Origin of the sequence: Paenibacillus sp. FSL R5-0766, from assembly GCF_037971845.1 — a bacterium.
Taxonomy (GTDB): Bacteria; Bacillota; Bacilli; order Paenibacillales; family Paenibacillaceae; genus Paenibacillus.
In genome coordinates, this window is the sequence record NZ_CP150227.1 from 6391023 (window position 1) to 6412590 (window position 21568).

The following is a 21568-nucleotide window of genomic DNA, read 5'->3' on the forward strand; positions in this document are numbered from 1 at the left end:
TTTCTGATTCCCTTTTTGAAAAGGGAAAATCCGGGGATAAAGGCGCACGCTTCGCTTCGTTAGGTTATTTCTGTCATCTCCGTTTTTGTGTAAATTTATAGTTCAACATCCATTGCCTACTCTATTATTGTTCGACAATCCGTATGCCCCATGGTTCCAGTTCGATCTTCTCTCCCGCAGCAATCGGGGTTCCTGCCAGAAGTTCAGTTCCTTTTCCATAAGCATTTACGAAGGATGTTGCCTCATCTGCATAATTGAAATAATAGCGAATCGTGTTCCCTTGATCGTTCACACCTGTCTTTACAATGATAGGGAAAGCCAGCTCCTGATCGGCTCCCCATACACCCGCTTCCTTCATGACACGTTCCAACACCTTACGGATCACCGCTGAACTGGTGTAACAGCCGACATAGGTGGCTTTGCCTTTTCCATAGGTATTCTGGGTAATTGCCGCATATTCACCCCAATGTGGATGATCATACCAAGCGAGTACTTCAGCCGTTGTCGGCGTAATTAACTCCATCCAGGTGTAGATCTGGTTCTGTTCTTCACCAACCTTGAATGGATCATCGCGCAGTGACACATGTTTCGGCTCTACAAAAAGGTTATAGCTGATCCCGCATGCTTCACTAATTAGGCCGGGCTGGCGAGAAGAGCGTACCTTGATATGCTCATTTGCAAATCCACTTTTGAACGAGTAGACGATATATCCACCATCCTGTACGAATTGATTTAATTTTTCCAACAATGCATCCGAAGCAGCATACAGAGCAGGTACAACGAGCACGTCATATTCCGCATAACTCTCAACCGATGGGTCGATGAGGTCACAGCCAATGTTCATTTTATACAATTCATCGTACATCCAGCGCACCACGTCATTGTAGTTCTTGTCACTGGTGAAGTTAAACCCAAACCACTTGATGGATGTCAGTGCCTCATTGCTAAACAGCACGGCTACCCGATTCTTTTTCTTCAGATTCACAAGCTTTGGACTGAGACGGGCAAAATCCCTGCCAATGGTCTTCGCTTCGTTGTACACCGGATTCGGTTCAAAGTCATGACTGAGCAATCCTTTCCAGTACGTCTCAAACGAATTGTGCAACGAGTGCCAGTGCCAGTAAGCGACCATGTTCGCTCCTGATGCCAGATGACTGAATGCCTGCAAACGCAGCTGTCCCGGATAGGGAACCCAATGCCAGAAAGCCTGCGCTTCGGTCTCCAGTACCAGATAATTCGATTGTTTGGTCGAACGCGCCACATCCCCGCCGAATGAAATTTCAATACCGGTCAGATCATTCTGGGAAGGATGGTAGATGTCCACACTGGTGATGTCAAAAGGTTTCGATGCGGCAAAATGATCCACATCTCCTTGAATGCCGTAGGAATATCCACGCCAATCGAAGTCAAAATTCTGGGTAACAAACTGTCCTTCCTGTTTGTATTCATTCACGATCCCCACCTGCCAAGCCAAAAAGTTGGTTACCAGCAGACGCTGGAACTTGGCAAATTCAGCACCCAGACTGCCGTTGATCGTTCCTACAACAGACGGGAAGTCCTCCCAGCTATTGATCCGATTGCTCCAGTAATCGAGGCCAAATTCCTTGTTGAGCTCATCCAGGGAGCTGAACTTGTTCCGCATGTATTTGACGAATTGCAGTTGTACATTATCTCCGGCCGTATTGTAATGCTTCGTCTCGTTATCTGTCTGATAACCGATGACCGCTGGATGTGTGCTTACCCGAGAGATTAGCTTCCGGATGATCCGCTCGGCATAGAATAGATAGGTTGGGTGTGTAATATCCATGATCTGCCTTGCGCCGTATTTACCAGGTCCCTGTGAGGTGGTAGCCAGCACGTCCGGATGTTCCTTTACCATCCACGTTGGAACAGCATACGTTGGTGTCCCGACGATAACCTGAATTCCCGCTTCATGCATGGCATCCAGCACACGATCTACAGAAGAAAAGTCAAATACACCATTCTGCGGTTCATGAGTACTCCAGGTTGATTCTGCAATACGGACCACGTTGATCCCTGCATCCTTCATCATCTGAATGTCCTTGTCCAATCTTTCGTAAGGCATATATTCATCATAGTAAGCTACACCATATAATAATTTGTCCATGATTTAATCTCCTTTTTAAGTGGAAAATATAATGTTCTTGACGTGTGCAAGAGTTGACATATTCCAATCTATAATGGTAGCGTTTACATTATTATCGTTTGAAGAACTTCTATTGTTCATCAACCACTTCAAACGCTGATGTGTTCCATGGATTATCCATACTTGCGTTAAACTGATTATAATGAAGTATACTACGGGTGCCGATTGTATAAGGCAAGTTATTTTTACCCTTTTCCGAGGTGAATATGATGGATATCCGATCACAGCTCCGAGAAATGCCTCACCATACGCTGGCCCACTGGCTGCCTATTATCGACTGTAACATCAAATTCTATGGTGCGCACAGCCAACAAGTACCCTATGGATGGGCGATGCCGGAAGAATCACATCCGGGCTTTGAGATTATGTTGATCATCGAAGGTACGCAGGAGAGTGTGATTCATGGTTATACCTATACCGTGGAGGAAGGTTCCATTCTTCTCATTCCTCCCGGGTTCAAACATACAAATCAATGTGTATCCACGGAAGGCATGACTTATTTTAGCGCTCACTTTAATGTGGATGATCCGGTCTTCACCCTGAAGCTGATGTCACAGCACAGCCGAATCTACGCAGCAGGTACGGCAGATAATAGGAAGATGCGCGTTGTGCTGGAGAGCTGGATGGGCATGATTAACATATCTGAGGCCTACACGTCCACTGACAAAATGATCATGCAGGCCCGCATGTTTGAACTGTTCGCCCTGTTGTCCCAAGCCGCTGACAATGAACCGGAATCCACAACTTCCGTTGCTGCTTCACATGCACCAGCTCCAACAGCCATGCATTATGCGGGAGCTATAGCGGAGGCAATCAAGCAAGCATTCCATGCCCAGCTTCGAACCAAGGAAAGCAGTGTATCCACGGTCAAAGTAGAGCAGATTATATCCTCGTTTGGCATCAGCCCGGGATATGGTCTACAGGTCTTTCGCAAAGTGTACGGGCGATCACCCAGGGCTTACCTTTCCAGCTTGAAGTTGCAGGAGGCCAAAGTGCTGATCGAACAGCCTGAGCTGTCGCTCGGGGAAATTGCGTGGAAGCTCGGCTACACCCATCTGTCCCATTTCAGCAGACAATTCAAACGTTGGACAGGCCAGAGCCCGCTTCAATACCGCAACCATCATGCAGATGAATCAGCTGATCCTGTATCCTATAGATCTGATTCAAGTCCGGAATCTTGATTGTGTATACGCTCATATTCTTCCGGCGTGTTCATATTACTCATTTGCATCGCTACTTGATGAACGCCAGCTCTCTCAAGCTCTTCCGCATCGACATAACAGCAACCGATCTCTTCAAGCCATCGCATGACTCGAAGATGATCCTGCATCAGGCGCTGCTCCAGATCAGGGAGCACTCGTATGTGGTAAGCCCCTGCAAGAGGGTGGACATGTCCATCCACGCGTGGAACGATAGCAGAATAAGAGTTATGCGACTCGACCAGTTTTTTTATTCCATCAAAGAAAGACGTTTGCAGGAGCGGCATATCGCAGGCACATACCAGATTCCAGTCTGTATCGGAAGCTTCCAGCGCCGCGTGGAGACCGGCGAGTGGCCCCTTCCCCGGATAGTGATCCTGAACGCAGTCGTAGCCCATCGCACTGTAGGTTGTCACATTGGGTCCGGCAGCCACGATGATACGGGATACTGCGGGTCTCATGGCCTTTGTGACATGTTGAAGTACAAGGGAACCATTCAGTTCCAGCATGGCCTTGTTGGTCCCCATGCGGCTGGATAAACCTCCTGCCAATATGATGCCTGTCCATTCACGCGTATTCATGTTGTTATCCTCCCTCAGATCACAATATGTGTTTGACTACATCAATTTCAAAACGTTCGCTATGCATTGAATCCCCTTTCAACAAATGATACATTGAACAATATGCATTTGAAAGGAATGGCTTAATTGGACAGACCTGCACCTTCAAGAGGCAATCCCTCATTGGTTTCTCTGAAACTATATAACTTTTTCATATATGGAGCCATCTCGATCTTCGCCGGATTCCTGCAGTTGTATCTGCAAGAGATTGGTATGACCAAACTGGAGATTGGCAGTCTCATGGCGATTGGACCCTTTGTATCCTTGTTTGCCAACCCGTTCTGGGGTTTCTGGAGCGATAAATCTCGCAACATTCGCATCATTCTGATGATTATGATGGGAGGCACATTTGTACTCGCCCAGGGTGTATTCTATGCGCCCACATATACGTGGATCTATGTAGCTATGATTTTCTTTTATTTTTTTCAAAGTCCATTATTTGCTCAAACGAACAGTCTGATTCTCGGATATATCGATGGTACAAACCAGAAATTTGGATCATTCCGGCTCTGGGGTTCACTCGGTTGGGCGCTGACTGCCGTCGCAGCCGGACCGCTCATTGACCGTTTTGGCATCGGCAGTGTATCCATTATATTTGCGTGCATGATTGCCACCGCCTTTGTATTATCCGTATTTCTACCCAGACAGCCGATCGCTTCGGATACACCTGTGGTTACTTTTCGGCGGTTTGGCAAAGTCATGTTCAATCCGTATTTTATGGCATTTATCGGCCTGGGTGTACTCGTATCGGTGCCTAATGCCATGAACAGTACGTTTATGTCACTATACATAGTAGAAATGGGTGGTGACAAACAGATGGTCGGCTGGGCCATCTTCACCTCATCCATTCTCGAAGTCGGCGTATTCCTGTTGCTCGATCGCTTACTCAAACGCAAAATGAGCATGCTCCTGGCATCTCTCATTTTGATCAGTGTGCTGTTTGCACTTCGCTGGCAGCTCATGGCACTGGCTAACAACCCACTGGAGATTGTATTCATTCAGTTAATGCACTCCATTACGTTTGGTGGATACTTCTATGTGGGTACACAGCTGACCATGCTGTTTATTCCAAGACCTTATCGTTCCTCCGGTCAAGCGGTGTATACGATGGCCTGGGGCGGTCTCTCCGGCGTCATTGCCGGTCTGTTCGGCGGCTGGTTGTTCCAGAGCTTCGGTGCAGAAATCATGTATAGCATTGGCGTATTCTTCTCGCTCATCGGCGCTGTTGGATTTAGCATCATGTGGTTATCGAATCGACGTAACGGCTATCAGCCGGTTGTATTGACGGAGATGGGTAATATGGATGAGGACAGATAATCTTTTGTTTGAAAAAGTTGAAAGAGATTTCCACTGGAGCACTCCGATGACAGAAGAATCTTTCGATCGCTGTTATCCCCGAATTTTCTTGATTTCCTTTTCAAAGGGTAAAATCCGGGGATAAAGGCGACCGCTCCGCTTCTCCAGCTTTCTTCTGTCCTCTCCGTTATGGTGTAAATAAAACGTTCAAACATTCAGACAAAAGATTAATCATAGGTGCAGTAAAGAGAAAGGCGTCTCCATGGGTTGTTGTCCTGGAGACGCCTTTTACATTTATAAATTTAAGTCTTTATAGCTCTAACTTGTAGCATTGATCCTACGCCTTGACTTTACTTTACGCCTTCGGCAGTTGGAATGAGCTTTTCAGGGATACGACCCGGTTAAATACCGGACGTCCTGGTTCGGAGTGTTTTGGATCTACACTAAAGTAACCGTGACGGAAGAATTGGAATTTATCCTGAGCGTTCGCTTCTTTCATCTCTTGTTCCACAAACCCATTAACAATCTCAAGGGAGTTCGGGTTCAATTGATCCAGGAACGTTTTCTCCGGTTGCTCTTCCACAACCTCAGCTTCAGCCCCAGCTACTGCCACTTCGACCTCTGCTTCTGGTGCTTCATCCAGGATCAACGGCTCGTACAGACGGAATTCAGCAGGTACCGCTTGAGTCGCTTCTACCCAGTGGATTGTTCCTTTGACTTTACGGCCAGTGAAGCCACTGCCGCTCTTCGTCTCTACATCATAGGTACAATGAATCTCAGTTACATTACCTTCTGCATCTTTGATCACATCGTTACATTTGATGAAGTATGCATGTTTCAGACGAACTTCGTTGCCAGGGAACAAACGGAAATATTTGTTTGGCGGATTTTCCATGAAATCGTCTTGTTCAATATAAATCTCACGGGAGAACGGAATTTGGCGATTACCCATCTCCGGGTTCTCCACATTGTTCTCAGCTTCAAGCCATTCCACTTGCCCTTCAGGGTAGTTGGTAATAACCACTTTGAGCGGATGCAGCACAGCCATCGTGCGTGGAGCTTTCAGTTTCAAATCTTCACGTACAAAGTGCTCCAGCGTTTGCAGGTCGATAACTCCATAGTTTTTGGAAATGCCTGTCTCATATACAAAATCACGAATAGCTTCCGGTGTATAACCCCGGCGGCGCAGACCCGAAATTGTCGGCATGCGTGGATCATCCCATCCATCCACATGGCCTTCGTCTACGAGCAGTTTCAGCTTCCGCTTGCTTGTCACCATCTGGGACAGATTCAGGCGGCCAAATTCGTACTGATGTGGTTGGCTCTCCATCTCACACTCGGCAATAACCCAATCGTAGAATGGACGTTGATCCTCGAACTCCAGGGAGCAGAGGGAATGCGTTACACCTTCAATGGCATCTTCGAGCGGGTGAGCAAAGGCGTACATCGGATAGATACACCATTTGTCGCCCGTGTTATGATGATGTGCATGTGAAATCCGGTAAATAACCGGATCGCGCAGATTGATATTTGGTGCAGACATATCGATCTTGGCACGCAGCACTTTCTCTCCGTTCTTGAATTCACCTGCACGCATACGTGTGAACAGGTCTAGATTCTCTTCCACCGAACGATCACGGTACGGGCTGTTCTTACCCGGCTCCGTTAGCGTTCCGCGCATTTCACGGATTTCGTCGGCGCTTTGGTCGTCGATGTAGGCTTTACCTTTTTTAATCAACAAGACAGCACGGTTGTACATCTCGTCAAAATAATCCGAGGCAAAACGTTTCTCGTTCCACTCGTATCCGAGCCATTTCACGTCTTCCTGAATCGATTGAACGTACTCTACATCTTCCTTGACCGGGTTCGTGTCATCAAAGCGCAGATTCGTTTTGCCGCCAAATTCGCCGCCCAGCGTAAAGTTAATCCAGATCGCCTTGGCATGGCCGATATGCAGATAACCGTTCGGTTCCGGAGGAAAACGGGTAATAACTTCCTGGACTTTCCCAGACCGGAGATCTTCGGTAATAATATTTTTGATAAAGTTAGGTGGGGTTGTACGATTGTCCACAGGTATCAAACCTTTCATGAATTGATTGGAACTTTCAGTAATTGCAACGCGTTTCATTTAAATATACCTTTAACGGGGGAGGAGTTCAATAAAGAACGGCACCAAAGTCAGGATAAGCCGTGCATAAATAGGCCCTAAACCATTTTGACGGGTTCGCTCGAATCATGTAGCATGATAGTAAAAGTACGTGTTCAAAAAGTCTGGTTTTCAGTACCGAGAAGATGGAATGAAGATAGAAATGGAGTAGCGGAGCGTAGGAAAACTACGTGAGCAACGGACATTTCGGCTGAATTTCATCTTCGATGCTGATGATGCCGTAAGGCATTATTCGTAATCAAAAGCGGACTTTTTGAACAACTCCTAAAAACAAATTAAAGGGAGGGTTTCCCATTCCAACGAACTCGCTTAAACTGACCAAAGAACAGCAGGATGAAGCCATTCGCACCATCCAGTCGTATTTCGAAGAGGAACGTGGCGAAGAACTGGGTGATCTGGCCGCTTGGGGTGTCCTCGACCTGTTCATGACACAGCTCGCTCCCTACATATATAATCAGGCACTCCGTGACGCACGCACAACGGTCAATCAACGCATGGCCTCAATGGAAGAAGACCTGTTTGCACTGGAGCAAAAGTTACCCAAGACTTCCCGTTAATCACTAATTTATAAAGAAAGAAGGTTGCATTCATGTTTACCTATTCATTGGATGAATATACCGAACTTCGGCCACTGGCCATGGAACATACCAAACCGCTGTTCGAACTGACAGATCGCTCGCGGGATCAACTGAGACATTGGTTGCCGTGGGTGGATCATGTGACAGAAGTGGAACACACCTCGAACTTCATTACCAACGCGTTAAAACAAGGTGCCGAGAATGGCGGATTCACCGCCGGAGTATGGTCAAAAGGGGATCTAGCCGGCGTCATTGGATTCCACGAAATTAACTGGACCAACCGCTCGGTAAGCATCGGATATTGGCTTGGAAAAGGCTTTGAGGGTCAAGGCTTGATGACAAGCGCTTGTCGCGTTCTGGTTGATTATGCTCTGGTGAACCTGGACCTGAATCGCGTCGAGATTCGCTCGGCAACGAATAACAAACGGAGTCGCGCTATCCCTGAAAGACTCGGATTTGTTCTCGAGGGTGTCATTCGTCAGGCAGAGAAACTGCCTAAAGGTTACGTGAACCATGCGGTGTACGGCATGCTTCAGCATGAATGGGAACTCTTGCGCTAATTCGCCTACATAATGAATCGGGAGTGATCTCTCCCAACATAATGGATCAACACGAATACCCTCGATCTCCACGTAATGTGGTGACAGAGGGTATTTTATTGTATCCATGACTTTTATAGTGCTCGGACCATACCACCATCCACGATCAATGAGGTTCCGGTAATGTACGTATTGGCTCCGGATAACAGGAATACAACCGCTTTGGCAAACTCCTCTGGTTGACCATAACGGCCCAGTGGAATCTCTTTACGGAATTGGTCAGATACCTCTTCCTCACTGATTCCATTCTGCTCAGCCCGTGCTGCATCCAGCTCACGTATACGGTCTGTTGCAATACGTCCTGGCGCCACCGTGTTGATCAAAATTCCGTATGGAGCCAGCTCCTGGGATAACGTCTTCGCCAATCCAAACACGCCAGTACGGAACGTGTTGGACAGCACCAGACCCGGAATCGGCTGCTTCACCGAAGTTGAAGCGATATTGACAATGTGTCCTCCGCTTTCTTTCATATAAGGAAGAGCACCGCGAATCAGCCTTACATAACTGAGTACATTTAATTCAAATGCACGTTCCCAATCTTCATCCGTCAGTGACTCAAATGAACCCGATGGCGGGCCACCCGAATTGTTCACCAGAATATCAATCTGTCCGAACATTTCTGCTGTCTTGTGAATCAGAGCCTCAATATCTTCCTTGCGTGTCACATCGGTTGCACAATATTCCACACGTCCGCCACCGCCAAGCGCCAGAAGCTCCTGCTTCACTGCTGCGAGCTTTTCTTCGCTCCGGCTGGCGAGCATGACGTCAGCACCTTCTGCTGCCAATTGAGCGGCAACCGCTTTGCCCAGCCCGCGACTGGAAGCCAGCACCAGTGCTTTTTTACCCCGAAGTCCCATATCCATCGTTGTTCCTCCTCAGCTACCTTTTTATCTGGTCTGGATAAAATAACCCATAAGAATATCATCCACATACTTGCCGCCGATATAAAACTCGGATACCAGCCTGCCTTCTGTCACAAATCCACACTGGGTATAAAACGTAATCGCTCCCGGATTGCTGGAGAGTACGCGCAACCTGAGCTTGCGAACGCCTTGTTGGGCCGCATGCTGCTTGATGGCATCCATCAAAGCTGTAGCTATGCCACAACGCCGATCATGAGGATGAACCGCAATATGAATCTCGTAGACATGACGGTTGACGGGCATACCTGTGGCTGGATTAAAGCCCACATAACCACATACCCGCTCTCCCTGCACCGCAATCAATTGACTGCCTGGCGGGCAATGCTGCAGATATTGTTGTCTGGAACGCCATTGCATAGGTGCAGGAGAGGTGTATTTGTCCCATACCAGGGCATCCAACTCCATTAGCTGGGCTGCATCTTTAATCTCGGATGGACGAATCGTAAATGTATGGCTGGTAAGCATAATGATTCAACCTTTCGTGCTATAGTCGACAACGCTGTGCGTTACAACGTCGGGAAAGTTAAGAGAGTTCAGAACGTTGAGAAACTTAGGAATAGGAAGACATTGTTCGTTTACTCCACTATTTAAGTTTTTTGTTCTATATATTGTAGCATAGCCTCAGCTTTGACTAAAATTCCACTCGGTATTGAACCTTTTCGCAAAATGAAATAAACACTTAACCTTGCCGTAACGTCATGCTTTATACTGATTCGATAAGGAGGGGATGCATGATGAATATCAAAGAGGCAGCAAGCAGGCTTGGTATATCGGCGAGAGCCATTCGTTTTTATGAAGAAAAAGGATTAATTCTACCCGCCAAACAGTCCAGTAACGGTTATCGTACCTATACGGAGAATGATATCTGGCGGCTTCAGACCATTGCTGCACTGCGTGAGATTGGCATGTCGCTACAGGATATTACACATGCGCTCGGAGAGATTGATCAAGGGAATCAGCAGCGGCTGGAAGAATATCTGGAGCTGCAACAGGCCGTCATGTATGCCCAGTGGATTGAGCTCAAACGTATGATGGATACAACCCAGCGCATGATTGACCTGAATCGTCAGGACGGCCCGTTGGATGTCAGCCATCTGCACGATCTCGCGGACAGTGCCCGTCGCCTGCGCGAAGCCCGGCAGAACTGGCATGATCGGTGGAATTATGATACGCAGGCAGCCATCCATGATCAGCGAGTGGAGGCGGCAGGCAGAGGCAGTATTGGACATCCCAATTCAGAGGACAATCATCATTCGGACAACGCCTCCCCTGTAAGCGATGAGAATGAAGTTGCACATCCACACCAGGATGCAGATCATTCCACGCAGAGCGACTCCAATGATACGGTACAGTCTTCCTTTTATCTGTATCATAACTATGACGAAGCGCTCGAACAGACAGCTCATTGGATCTCTCCCGCCCTTGGTGAGAAAGGACTGGATATTGGTACAGGCACAGGTAATCTGGCTGGGAAACTGCTACAGCACGGCGCAGACATGACTGCAATCGACCAATCCCGGGAGATGCTACGCAGATGTCGTACCAAATATCCCAAGATGCATGTGAAACTTGGTAATTTTCTGGCGCTGCCTTTTACCGATCATTCCTTCGATTTTGTCGTATCCAGCTTTGCCATCCATCATCTGAGTCCAGACCAGCAAGGACTGGCCTTACAGGAGATGCAGCGGGTATTAACCTCGCGCGGACGTATCGGTCTAACCGATCTGATGTTTGTTGATGCGACTCACCGTGATTCCTATATTCGACAGGCAGAGACCACAGGACACGAGGAACAGCTGCGCGCCTTGCGCGAACGTCACTTCCCTCTGCTCAGTGAGCTATGCGGCTGGCTGGAGCAACAGGGCTACGTAACCAAGCATGTGCGGCATAATGAGCTGTTGCATACGTTGCTGGCAGTTCCACTGCGGTAACAATCGTAAGAGCATATGGCAAAAAGGCCATCCCGCCTTTGAATAAAGGAGGATGACCTTGGTGTACATCATGCTGTGAGATTACATATAGATATCAACGACCGTACGCTCAGTTGCACTGCGTGCTTGTCTGAACTCATCAAGCGAGATGCAGACCCCACCCTGACGGTAACGGTTCGCTGTACGCTCGGTACGAATGTCCTTACCGTTCACCGCTACACGGCTCACAGCACCTTCGTTCAAGTGATAGATAAACGTCACCGGCTCACCCGCATACTCAAATTCGAATTGCATGCCGTTCAGCTCAGCTGGCAATACCGGGTCAATGACCAGATCGCCGCCCTCTTGACGAATGCCAAGTGCATTGGAGATCAGCTGGTTCATGTAGATTCCAGGGCCGCTGGAGTAGATTCTCCATCCGCCTTTCACTTGTACAGTCCCTTTACGAAGCTGGTCAAAATGCTCCTGTGCCTCGTAACGCGTATTAAACTTACCGTCTGAACTACTGAAGTATGAGTTCGCTTGGCGAATCTCCGCGTTAGGTACAACCTCGCCGATACCAACCGGGTTGATCATCGCAAGACCATTCCACACCTGATCTGTCTTCCCGAGCTTCGCCATCGCTTCCACATAACGGATATGAGCATGAACATATTGCAAACCAATCTCACGTCCGAAGTTAGACGCTTGCTCTGCACGTTTGAAGTGTGTGCTTACACCACCAGCATATTGAGCTGGACGATTCATCAGACGCACGCCATCCGGGCACAAGAACTGTTCACGGATCAATGCGTAATGAGACTCTGCTTGCTCCGCATTCAGCAACTCACCAATCATGCTGCGCGTCATTGGCAACAGGCGATATTGAATGCCTGTCTCTGTGTCCGTTGGATGAAGCATCAGCTTCGCTTGGTCGGCTTCTTCCATGTATACAAAGCCTGGAATCACATCTGTGCCCAGCATGTAACGGTTAAAGTCCTCACGGATGCCTTGAGCCAGCACGTCAAGCTCCTGTGCAAAGTCCGCATCCTTGAATTTCAGCGCTTGCGAGAGCACGTTCACGGACTGATACGTCAATGCCACAGTCCAACTGCTCACCATGTATTGCTTGAGCTGTGCATTGGCTGGTTGGAGCGTATCATCCCAGTCGCCATCTCCGTAGGAAGACAGGAACGTATCGTGCAGGAAGTGCGAACGGATATATTCGATCTCTTTTTTCGCGTGATCCAGCACCGTTGCCGTCTCTTCCGTGAACCCGAAGCTATGCTTCACGGTATAAGGTACTTTCTCATCCAGGATTGCATAGTCGCGAGTCGCTGTCAGGTAGTCCGCCAATACTTTCAACGGCCATACGATGATATCGCCATGACTTTCTTCCTGTTGAATCGCAAAGTATTTATCAAACATGAACCATTGCGGCCAGTTGCCATCATCTTCATATTGGTGGGTATAAACCATTTTGATGATATCGCGAACTTGCTCATATTTTTGCGTTGCCATAAAGTACTCCACCGGACCTTGGCACACATCCCGTGTACCCCAAGCCGCGCCGCCATACTGCTCCAAACCGTGAGGCACAGAGTAGTGAACCAGCATGTTGTGGGTGTACCACCAAGCCAGCGCATTTACTTTGAACAGATCCTCTGCACTCTGACCTTCTCCACGGGACAAACGGAACCCGTTCATCACACCTGCGAAGAACTCGCGGTATGCCTGCACTTCCTCTTCAAACGTCAGGCTTGAACCTGCTACCACTCCGCTGTCCGCTTGACCTTCCAATACCCCTTGTACCTTCAGCGTCCATTCAGCACTTGCTTCCAGACTAAGCGTAACCAGTGATGCGGAACCACTGCGGATACCACTTGCCAGCAACGTTTCGTCCCCTACATTCACAGCTGCGCCGTCCACCGACATGCGGTATTGCAGATCTGGGTACGTCCCTGCACTAATCGCTTGTGGATCAGCCTTGAAGATCAAAGTATCGCCATCCTGCGTCATATGCAACGGATACTCGTATTCATTCACATTCATCGTAATCTGGTTTGTTACCAGGTAACGGTATGCTATGCCACTTGTGGAGCGTACGTTCATGCTCACTTCGGTGGTGTGTGCCCCTGTGTAGTTCGTCACGATGATCGTATCGGATGCCGTTTTGTAGATCCAACGTACATAGTTGAAGCCAATCTCGAACAGGGAAGGCATCGTCAGCAGGCGATATTGTCCGTCCATTTCCACATAGATGCGTTGTCCCGCCGTTTTCGGCACGTTTAATGCATTGCGGGCATTACTGATCATTTTATTAAAATTGGTGTTACCAATAACGAGTTGTGAGTTGAAAATACCGTACATATACGACGTTGTCGTAATAACCTGTGCTCCAAGTTGCACATTGCCACCACTCATCAGAATGTGACCATGCGGACGCTCTACGAGCAATTCTTTTGCTTTCAGAACGATATGTTCATAGCTGCCTGTGAAGAAGGATAACAGTTCCTCACCACTGTGCTCTTCCTGATGACGATCAGGGAACAGCTCATGAATCTCATCTTGCGTCAGATCGAGTGTTACCAGTGGTTCACCCAGGAAGGAGGACAGTTTCACCTGTTCCAACGTATCACCGTTTTCCACAGTCTGAGCCTGTACTTCATTCCATGCTGCGGTAACTTCATCCCCGAATTCCAGTGAAGAGATTCCTTCGGCATGATTAGGCTTCGCTAGTCCATAAAACACTACCTGTGCTTCTCCGTTCAGATTCAGCAGTTCAGATTGCAGCGCCGTGTAGGCAAATTCATACTGATACGTCTCATTCGCCAGCGTTGGTCGATTCAAGCTCTCTGGTTGATTCGTTTCCTTGTATGACAGACCGAAGAATTGGAATCCATCTGTGGAGTAACCAACTGCTTTGGTCAGGGAACCTTGTTGCATATATGGAAATGCACCGCCCTGAGGCTGGTTTTGACGGGAACAAACGACATAGCCTTTCGCCTCATCTTCAAACACCGTATGGTCAATGTATTGTGACAGATAAGCCTCATTACTACGTACCGCACCTGGATCTGCAAGCCCAACATCCTGTCCGTATACCACATCTACGTTATGTTGTTGTCCTGTGAGCTTCACATCCCAGAACCAGACACCTTGCGGTGTAGCCGTAAATACGACCTGATAGCCAATGCCTTTTTCGCTACCTTCCAGCTGGACTGTGCCCTCCCAGATCAACTGGTTGCTGGATTGTGCCTTGCTTGTAATCACCTTGCTGTTCGAACGTACACCGAGCAACGGGAACGAGTTGATATTCTCTCCCTCATGTACACGCAGGTACAGGTTATTCAGAGATCCATCAATCTGGTTGCTGAGCAACTGGTTCAACATCGTTGTGCCGGATGTAGCCTGGTATAGGTCGCCACTGTTCAAAAAGGTAAAGGATAACTCTCCGGCACTTAACCGGATCGGTTCATTAATCATCGTTGTCATAAGGTTCACTCCTTGAATTAGTTAAAATCGAAACGTTTCGATAAATCTGAAAAAGAATAGGGGCCTCTTCAAACCGGCCATTTACAGCCCGTCCGGACGATAACCCCATCATTAAACTTTTACTTCAGCATGCAGGCAGTTCTTTGTTGTTCAGACTCGGTCTAAACCGAACGTACAGAGCTGCGCTCGATCATGTTAATCGTTAACGTATATGAAGGGTCAACCGCTTCGCCATTGAGCATCTGGAATAACAGATGTCCGGCGAGCGACCCGGCTTCATGCTTCGGCTGGCGTATCGTTGTCAGTGGTGGATTCACATATTCGGACAACTGAATATCGTCAAAACCGATCACGGAAATATCATCCGGCACCGATACACCACGCTCTTCCAATGCCTTTAGGCCGCCAATCGCCATCTCATCGTTACCGTAAAATACCGCTGAGGGAAGATCGCCTTGCATGATCATCATCTTAGTTGCGCTGTATCCGCCCTCACGTACAAAATTACCATTCAGACGCCATTTGGACTTTTCTTCAAGTCCCGCTTCCCGCATCGCTCGCAGAAACCCTTGGTAACGGAGTGCGTTGTCATACGAGTTGGATGGACCGCTGATATATGCAATCTTCTGATGTCCTGCCTGAATCAGGTGGCGGGTAGCAAGGTAACCGCCCTGCTCTCCATCTACCAGCACGTTGACCAGATGGTCACTCGACAGCTGACGATCCATCACAATGATCGGAAAACGATGACCGGCAGATTCTACCAGAATATCATCATGAATGTTATGCGCCAGGATGATGGCTCCATCTACTCTTTTTTCACGCAAAAATCGCACTGCCGTTGAGTCCCGTCCACCCATGGAGCTGCACGCAATCAGGTCATACCCGTTCGCGAGGGCTACATCCTGTACACTACGGATCAACTCCGAGTAATACGGGCCCGACAGATCGGTCAGGATCAAAGCGATCGTGTTTGTCCGGCTCCGTTTCAGGTCCATGGCAAAGCCGTTCTTGCGGTAATTCAGTTCTCGTGCTGCCTCAAGCACTTTAGCCTTGGTCTTGGCACTAACCTTGCTATCCCCGCTCAGCGCATAGGAAGCAGTCGAGAGTGCTACACCTGCCAGCTTTGCCACATCCTTAATCGTTGCCATTCGACGTTCGCTCCTTCTAATACTATATATAAATTGAACTACACAATATTTACACTGACCACTCCGATGACAGAACAACCTTCCGATCGCTGTTATCCCCAGATTTTTTATTTCCCTTTTATAAAGGGTAAATCCGGGGATAAAGGCGCACGCTCTGCTTCCTCAGCTTATTTCTGTCCTCTCCGTTTTGTGTAAATGTTTCGTTCAATTTATATAGAACAAATTCTAAGGTTCTCTACATTTTATACGGTACATGGTTAGAACAACCACTAAATCCTTCATTATCGTTTATTAATCTTTATACATATCATAGCGATGGATGTCAATCGAAACGTTTCGAGGTTTTCTCAAAAAAATCCTCGTTCCCATCCTTATGGGGCCACGGTTGAATGCGTCCCCTTCCAATACATACCATTAGTGATGGTCATGACACGTCTTTCAATCTGGCGCTCTATAAACAGTTCGTGCCTAATACAATGAAACTGGCAGTAAACGCCAGATTGAAACGTTTCGACATTTTCATTATAGTCGGTGTTGATAGCGATTTCAACCACTTTATCTATTTTTCAAATAAAAAGTTGATTTGTTCAATCTGTCCATCCACGTCACTCTGTTTATAGTATATACTGCATAATAGTCGAGATCCGAGAATTACGCCAGCACACCAGGGGCATGAGACGAATAATGCCACTGCTGACTTATGTAAGGAGACAGTTATCTAATGAATATTTCCAAGCCTATTTATCATAAAAAATCGCTGTCCCGTCCCATTTCCTTGCAGAAGATTCAGTCCGTACCTGTTGCCCTCTTCAAGCTGTGCCATCTGGTGCAGCTTCACGACCGCGAGGCATTCTCCCGCATAGATGAGATGTGGAGCACTCTTCATGTGCTATACGTCATTACTGCTGGCCAGGCCAGGCTGATCAGTGCAGAGGGGAAACTGACATTAAATGCGGGCTCCGCAGTCGTTCGGCAAGCCGGAAGCCTGCTTCAGCACGAGAACAAACGCGGCTCCCTGTCGCCAGTACAGGGCATTGCTATTGCTTTTGATTCCACTGAGAATGAACAGCTGTTCTGGCCGTTCGGGATACCAGCTCCCATTGCGAGTCGTACTCTCACCGACAGGGCAGTAGAGCTGGTTCAAGCCAGTACGGCAGGCCGTGATTCCAGCCCCTTCAGGCCACATATGTTTTTCTATGAGTTACTGGATATTTTGCGGGATCATGTGGCTCATTCTGCTCATGAAGATCACTCCTGGCTTGATGCCGTGCTTAGACATATCCATCAGATGTATACCCATCCGCTGACCCGCGAACAATTGGCACGGGATGCAAATGTGAGCCCTGAGCATTTTTCACGGGAGTTCAAGAAACATACAGGTCTTACGTTTGTTGAATATGTGACCCGTCTCAGAATCAGGATGGCTCAAGAACATCTGTTGTTCGCGAACCCTACCCTACAGGAAATTGCACAACTGACAGGCTACAGGGACACCTTCTATCTGAGCCGCAAATTCAAACAGATGGTTGGATCAGCACCAACACACTACCGAAAAATGCCCAAAAAGATTGTATCTTTGACTTACAATTATACAGCCTCGCTTCTGGCATTGGGCCACACTCCTCACATGGGCGCCGTAGCCAGCTGGATGGAAGAGAAACTGGGTGAACATGGTCAGGATGGTCATGAACCATTTGAGCAACATTCCGAATATGAGCTGGTTAGACATACGGATCTGATTGCAAACGCTCAGCCCGATGTCATTGTCGGATATGCACCGCATCCCGCTTCCGATGAACTACGTCTGATCGCACCGACTATCCTGATGCCTTTTGAGGAAATCGATTGGCAAGAGCAGCTTCTTCATTTGGGCCGAATTACCGGGCTGGAGTCGAATGCACAAGCGTTGTTAGAACGATATCATCAACTTGAGCAAGAAGCCAATCATACGTTGGACCAACAGATGGATGGAACACGAGGGTCCGCCGTTTGCATGTTTATGATTGGAGAAGACGGGGCTTATATCTATGGTCATGGCTGGGGCAGAGCTTCTCATGTGCTGTATCAATCGCTGAGCTTCACTCCGCCGTCACGTATGGAGCAGGATGGGCAGTTACTTACGGGGTACGTTCATGTTCCGTTGTCCGAGATTCACTTGTATGCCGCAGATCACATGTTTGTCGCCTTCCCTGAGGAACCTGCCGAACGAGAAATGCTCGATAACCTGCTGAATCAGGAATCTTGGGGCACCCTCTCCGCCGTTCGTGAAGGACGTGTATACGAGATTGATGCCGACATGTTCTATGGATTCGATCCCTTGTCCGTTATGGAGCAGTTGCAGCATATCATGCGTCACCTCACATCATAATTGTCCATGCAGTAGTGATCATAGTTGTCCATGTACAAATATCACATCTTCCTCTATGTTATTAATGAGAATAATAATCATTATTGATTATACACAGGGGGAACAAAAATATGTTTGCTGCAAAAAAACGCTTTTCCGGCTTGCTGCTTATGCTCGCCATCATTATGATTCTGGCTGCTTGTAGCAGCGGAACAGGCTCGACTGCGACTGAACAGACATCGGCAGCGGGAACCGAAACGACAACAGCCTCTACCGAGACAAACACAGACACGTCGTCCGGTTCGGATAATTCGAATGGCACACGAATCTACAAGTCGTTAAGCGGGGATGTTGAAATTCCGGCTGAACCGAAACGAATCGTTACCGATATGTACGTAAGTGATCTGCTCGCACTGGGTGTGAAACCCGTTGGGGCTGTTCAATATTATTTGGAAAACCCGTTCTATGCCGATCAGGTGGAGGGCATAGAGAGTATTGGTGATCGGGCGGCGGTATCCATGGAGAAGGTTATTGCCTTGAACCCGGATCTGATCATTACCTACTCTGATCAAGCCGAAGAGATTGAAAGTTATAAAAAAATCGCACCGACCGTGGTCATTCCGTATGGTACATTCACCAATGTACATGACGAAATCCGGGGATTCGGAGAGCTGATGAACAAATCCGAAGCAGCCGAAGCTTGGCTGAAAACGTACGATGAACGGATTGAAGCCGCTCGTGCTAAGGTGAAAACAGTCATTAAACCGGAGGAAACCTTCTCCATCCTTGAAGTATCCGACAAGAGTTATTATGGATATGGAGACAATTTTGGTCGAGGAGGACAAGCGGTCTACAGTGCTTTGCAACTTGCCCCACTCGAAATCACCAAAAAAGAACTGATGGGTGATACCCAATGGAAAGAAATTTCGCGTGAAGTTGTTGGTGATTATGCAGGTGATCATATCTTCTTGACCGTTGGAGAGAACAATAAAAATTACAAAGGTGATGCCATCTGGCAATCCCTGCCGGCTGTGAAAAACAATCAGGTGTATGAATTATTGGAAGACCGTTACTGGTACTTCGATCCGATTGCAATTCAAGGTCAGGCTGAAGAATTCGCCGATATGATCGTAGAACGTGCCAAGCAAAACCGTAAATAACATAAGGATGAATCCAGGTGTCCGGACAGGCTAATGATCCTGCTCGGGCATTTGTGTGATATCGAGGAGGACTTACATATGCTTCGCCGTTTTATGTCTTATTATCGTCCTTACAAAAGACTCTTTATCTTGGACTTCTCCTGTGCCATCGCTGCCGCTCTGCTGGAGCTGGCCTTTCCACTCGCCGTTAACCGGGTGGTCGATCAACTGCTTCCGGCTGGCAATTGGTCCATGATCTTAGCGGCGTGTGTTGGATTGCTCGGCATCTACCTGCTCAGTTCCATTTTCCATTATGCAGTGACCTATTGGGGCCACAAACTTGGCATTAACATCGAATCCGATATGCGGCGTGAACTGTTCCAGCGTGTACAGAAACAGTCCTTCCGCTTCTTCGATAACAATAAGACCGGACATCTGGTCTCCCGCATGACCAACGACCTGATGGATATTGGTGAGATCGCGCATCACGGACCCGAGGACCTGTTCATTGCCCTCATGACACTCGCCGGAGCTTTCGGGATTATGCTGGGGATCAACTGGCAGCTCGCCGTGATGACGTTCATCATCGTTCCGCTGATGATCTACCTGTCACTGTATTTCAGTCGCAAAATGTCCAAGGCGTTCAAGCGCATGTTTGCGGATATCGCCGATTATAACGCACGGGTAGAAAATAATGTGAGCGGCATCCGTGTGGTACAAGCTTTTGCCAATGAAAAACATGAAGTAGGACGTTTCGTTGAGAACAACGAACGTTTCCGGCTTACAAAACTAATCACCTACCGTATTATGGCCTGGAACTCTTCACTCAGTTTTATCCTGATGAAATTTGTATCGCTGTTTGTACTGGTATGTGGAACCTGGTTTGTCATTCAAGGCAGTATGACCTACGGGGAATTCATCGCTTTTGTGATGCTCTCCAATGTATTCCTCGGACCGATCGAGAAGATTAACTCTGTCATCGAGACGTATCCCAAAGGCATCGCCGGATTCAGACGTTACCTGGAGCTTCTTGAAGCTGTACCGGATGTAGAAGATACACCACAGGCGAAACCGATTCCGGATGTCAAAGGAGATATTGCTTTCCATAACGTTACCTTTTCTTATGGAGAACACAAACCTACGCTGTCTCAGGTCAATCTGGATATCCAGGCAGGCCAGACGGTTGCTCTGGTTGGACCTTCGGGCGGAGGTAAAACGACGTTATGCAGTCTGATCCCACGTTTCTACGATGTGGATGCAGGACATATCTCCATCGATGGCATTCCGGTGAAGGACATGACGCTGGAATCACTGCGCTCCCATATCGGGATTGTGCAGCAGGATATTTTCCTGTTTGACGGAACAATTCGTGAAAATATTGCATACGGCAAACTGAATGCTTCCGATGAAGAAATCTGGCAAGCCATTCGCAGGGCCCAATTGGAAGAGCTGGTACAATCCCAGCCAGATGGACTCAATACCATGATCGGTGAACGTGGCGTGAAATTGTCCGGCGGACAGAAGCAACGTTTATCCATCGCAAGAATGATCCTGAAAAACCCACCTATTCTCATTTTGGATGAAGCTACATCCGCTCTCGATACCGAGACGGAAGCTGCCATTCAACTGGCCTTGTCCGAGCTGGCTCAGGGCCGTACGACATTGGTGATTGCCCATCGACTGGCGACCATTAGACATGCCGATCGCATCGTGGTGGTGGAGAACGGCACCGTCGCTGAACAAGGAAGTCATGAAGAACTTCTCGCGCGTAAAGGCTCGTACAGCCGACTGCATCAAGCCCAGTTTGGTTAAAGGCGAGGCTTAAAAGTGAGACCAAGTGGTTTGTAGGCTTAAATGCATGATCACAACAACAGAACAACCTTCCCTCTGTCCTAGAGTGAAGGTTGTTTTATATTTACTATTCGTTATATAAATTGAACTACATATTTACACGAGAACGCAGAGGACAGAAATAAC

Annotated in this window: 15 protein-coding genes; 8 read left to right on the forward strand and 7 right to left on the reverse strand. The window is 47.9% G+C overall.

The window, feature by feature from the left end:
* Positions 1–124: 124 nt before the first annotated feature.
* Positions 125–2128 carry a beta-galactosidase gene (locus MKY66_RS27660; RefSeq protein WP_076209752.1) on the reverse strand — a complete coding sequence of 668 codons (2004 nt, stop codon included), beginning with the start codon at positions 2126–2128 and terminating at the stop codon, positions 125–127.
* Between the two features lie 245 nt (positions 2129–2373).
* Between MKY66_RS27660 and MKY66_RS27665 the strand changes: the two genes are divergently transcribed.
* Complete coding sequence (locus MKY66_RS27665) at positions 2374–3348, forward strand: AraC family transcriptional regulator (protein ID WP_305956044.1); 975 nt, start codon at positions 2374–2376, stop codon at positions 3346–3348.
* On the opposite strand, the gene MKY66_RS27670 is transcribed toward MKY66_RS27665, so the two are convergent.
* Positions 3318–3947: a molybdenum cofactor guanylyltransferase gene (locus MKY66_RS27670; RefSeq protein WP_076209750.1), complete on the reverse strand. Its 630-nt coding sequence runs from the start codon at positions 3945–3947 to the stop codon at positions 3318–3320. The two genes, MKY66_RS27665 and MKY66_RS27670, sit on opposite strands and share 31 nt — an antisense overlap.
* A gap of 162 nt (positions 3948–4109) precedes the next feature.
* Here MKY66_RS27670 and MKY66_RS27675 point away from each other — a divergent pair, with 162 nt between their 5' ends.
* Positions 4110–5303 (forward strand): MFS transporter, encoded by a 1194-nt coding sequence (locus MKY66_RS27675; protein ID WP_047840746.1) that lies wholly within the window; start codon positions 4110–4112, stop codon positions 5301–5303.
* Positions 5304–5637: 334 nt separating this feature from the next.
* Here MKY66_RS27675 and MKY66_RS27680 read toward each other — a convergent pair whose 3' ends face one another.
* The gene (locus MKY66_RS27680; RefSeq protein WP_076209887.1) at positions 5638–7371 is read right to left on the reverse strand and encodes a glutamine--tRNA ligase/YqeY domain fusion protein; all 1734 of its coding nucleotides are present in this window, start codon (positions 7369–7371) and stop codon (positions 5638–5640) included.
* A 392-nt stretch (positions 7372–7763) separates the two neighbouring features.
* Here MKY66_RS27680 and MKY66_RS27685 point away from each other — a divergent pair, with 392 nt between their 5' ends.
* Together MKY66_RS27685 and MKY66_RS27690 are read left to right on the forward strand one after the other, a co-directional pair.
* A complete protein-coding gene (locus MKY66_RS27685; protein ID WP_244988428.1) occupies positions 7764–8006 on the forward strand; it encodes a DUF2164 domain-containing protein in 243 nt (80 codons plus the stop codon).
* A gap of 32 nt (positions 8007–8038) precedes the next feature.
* On the forward strand, positions 8039–8587 hold the full coding sequence (locus MKY66_RS27690) for a GNAT family protein (RefSeq protein ID WP_076209749.1): 549 nt from the start codon (positions 8039–8041) through the stop codon (positions 8585–8587).
* A gap of 113 nt (positions 8588–8700) precedes the next feature.
* Here MKY66_RS27690 and MKY66_RS27695 read toward each other — a convergent pair whose 3' ends face one another.
* Positions 8701–9489 carry an SDR family oxidoreductase gene (locus tag MKY66_RS27695; protein WP_076209748.1) on the reverse strand — a complete coding sequence of 263 codons (789 nt, stop codon included), beginning with the start codon at positions 9487–9489 and terminating at the stop codon, positions 8701–8703.
* Between the two features lie 24 nt (positions 9490–9513).
* Positions 9514–10014 (reverse strand): GNAT family N-acetyltransferase, encoded by a 501-nt coding sequence (locus MKY66_RS27700; protein ID WP_076209747.1) that lies wholly within the window; start codon positions 10012–10014, stop codon positions 9514–9516.
* Between the two features lie 266 nt (positions 10015–10280).
* On the opposite strand from MKY66_RS27700, the gene MKY66_RS27705 reads away from it, so the two are divergent.
* A complete protein-coding gene (locus MKY66_RS27705) occupies positions 10281–11480 on the forward strand; it encodes a methyltransferase domain-containing protein (protein WP_076209746.1) in 1200 nt (399 codons plus the stop codon).
* A gap of 81 nt (positions 11481–11561) precedes the next feature.
* On the opposite strand, the gene MKY66_RS27710 is transcribed toward MKY66_RS27705, so the two are convergent.
* Positions 11562–14954: a cellobiose phosphorylase gene (locus MKY66_RS27710; protein WP_076209745.1), complete on the reverse strand. Its 3393-nt coding sequence runs from the start codon at positions 14952–14954 to the stop codon at positions 11562–11564.
* Between the two features lie 161 nt (positions 14955–15115).
* On the reverse strand, positions 15116–16105 hold the full coding sequence (locus MKY66_RS27715) for a LacI family DNA-binding transcriptional regulator (protein WP_076209744.1): 990 nt from the start codon (positions 16103–16105) through the stop codon (positions 15116–15118).
* Between the two features lie 721 nt (positions 16106–16826).
* On the opposite strand from MKY66_RS27715, the gene MKY66_RS27720 reads away from it, so the two are divergent.
* The 3 genes from MKY66_RS27720 (at position 16827) to MKY66_RS27730 (ending at position 21403) form a co-directional block, all read left to right on the forward strand.
* The gene (locus MKY66_RS27720) at positions 16827–18473 is read left to right on the forward strand and encodes an AraC family transcriptional regulator (RefSeq protein ID WP_076209743.1); all 1647 of its coding nucleotides are present in this window, start codon (positions 16827–16829) and stop codon (positions 18471–18473) included.
* Positions 18474–18583: 110 nt separating this feature from the next.
* On the forward strand, positions 18584–19612 hold the full coding sequence (locus tag MKY66_RS27725; RefSeq protein ID WP_076209742.1) for an ABC transporter substrate-binding protein: 1029 nt from the start codon (positions 18584–18586) through the stop codon (positions 19610–19612).
* 78 nt (positions 19613–19690) lie between these two features.
* Complete coding sequence (locus MKY66_RS27730) at positions 19691–21403, forward strand: ABC transporter ATP-binding protein (protein ID WP_076209741.1); 1713 nt, start codon at positions 19691–19693, stop codon at positions 21401–21403.
* The last annotated feature ends 165 nt before the right edge of the window (positions 21404–21568 follow it).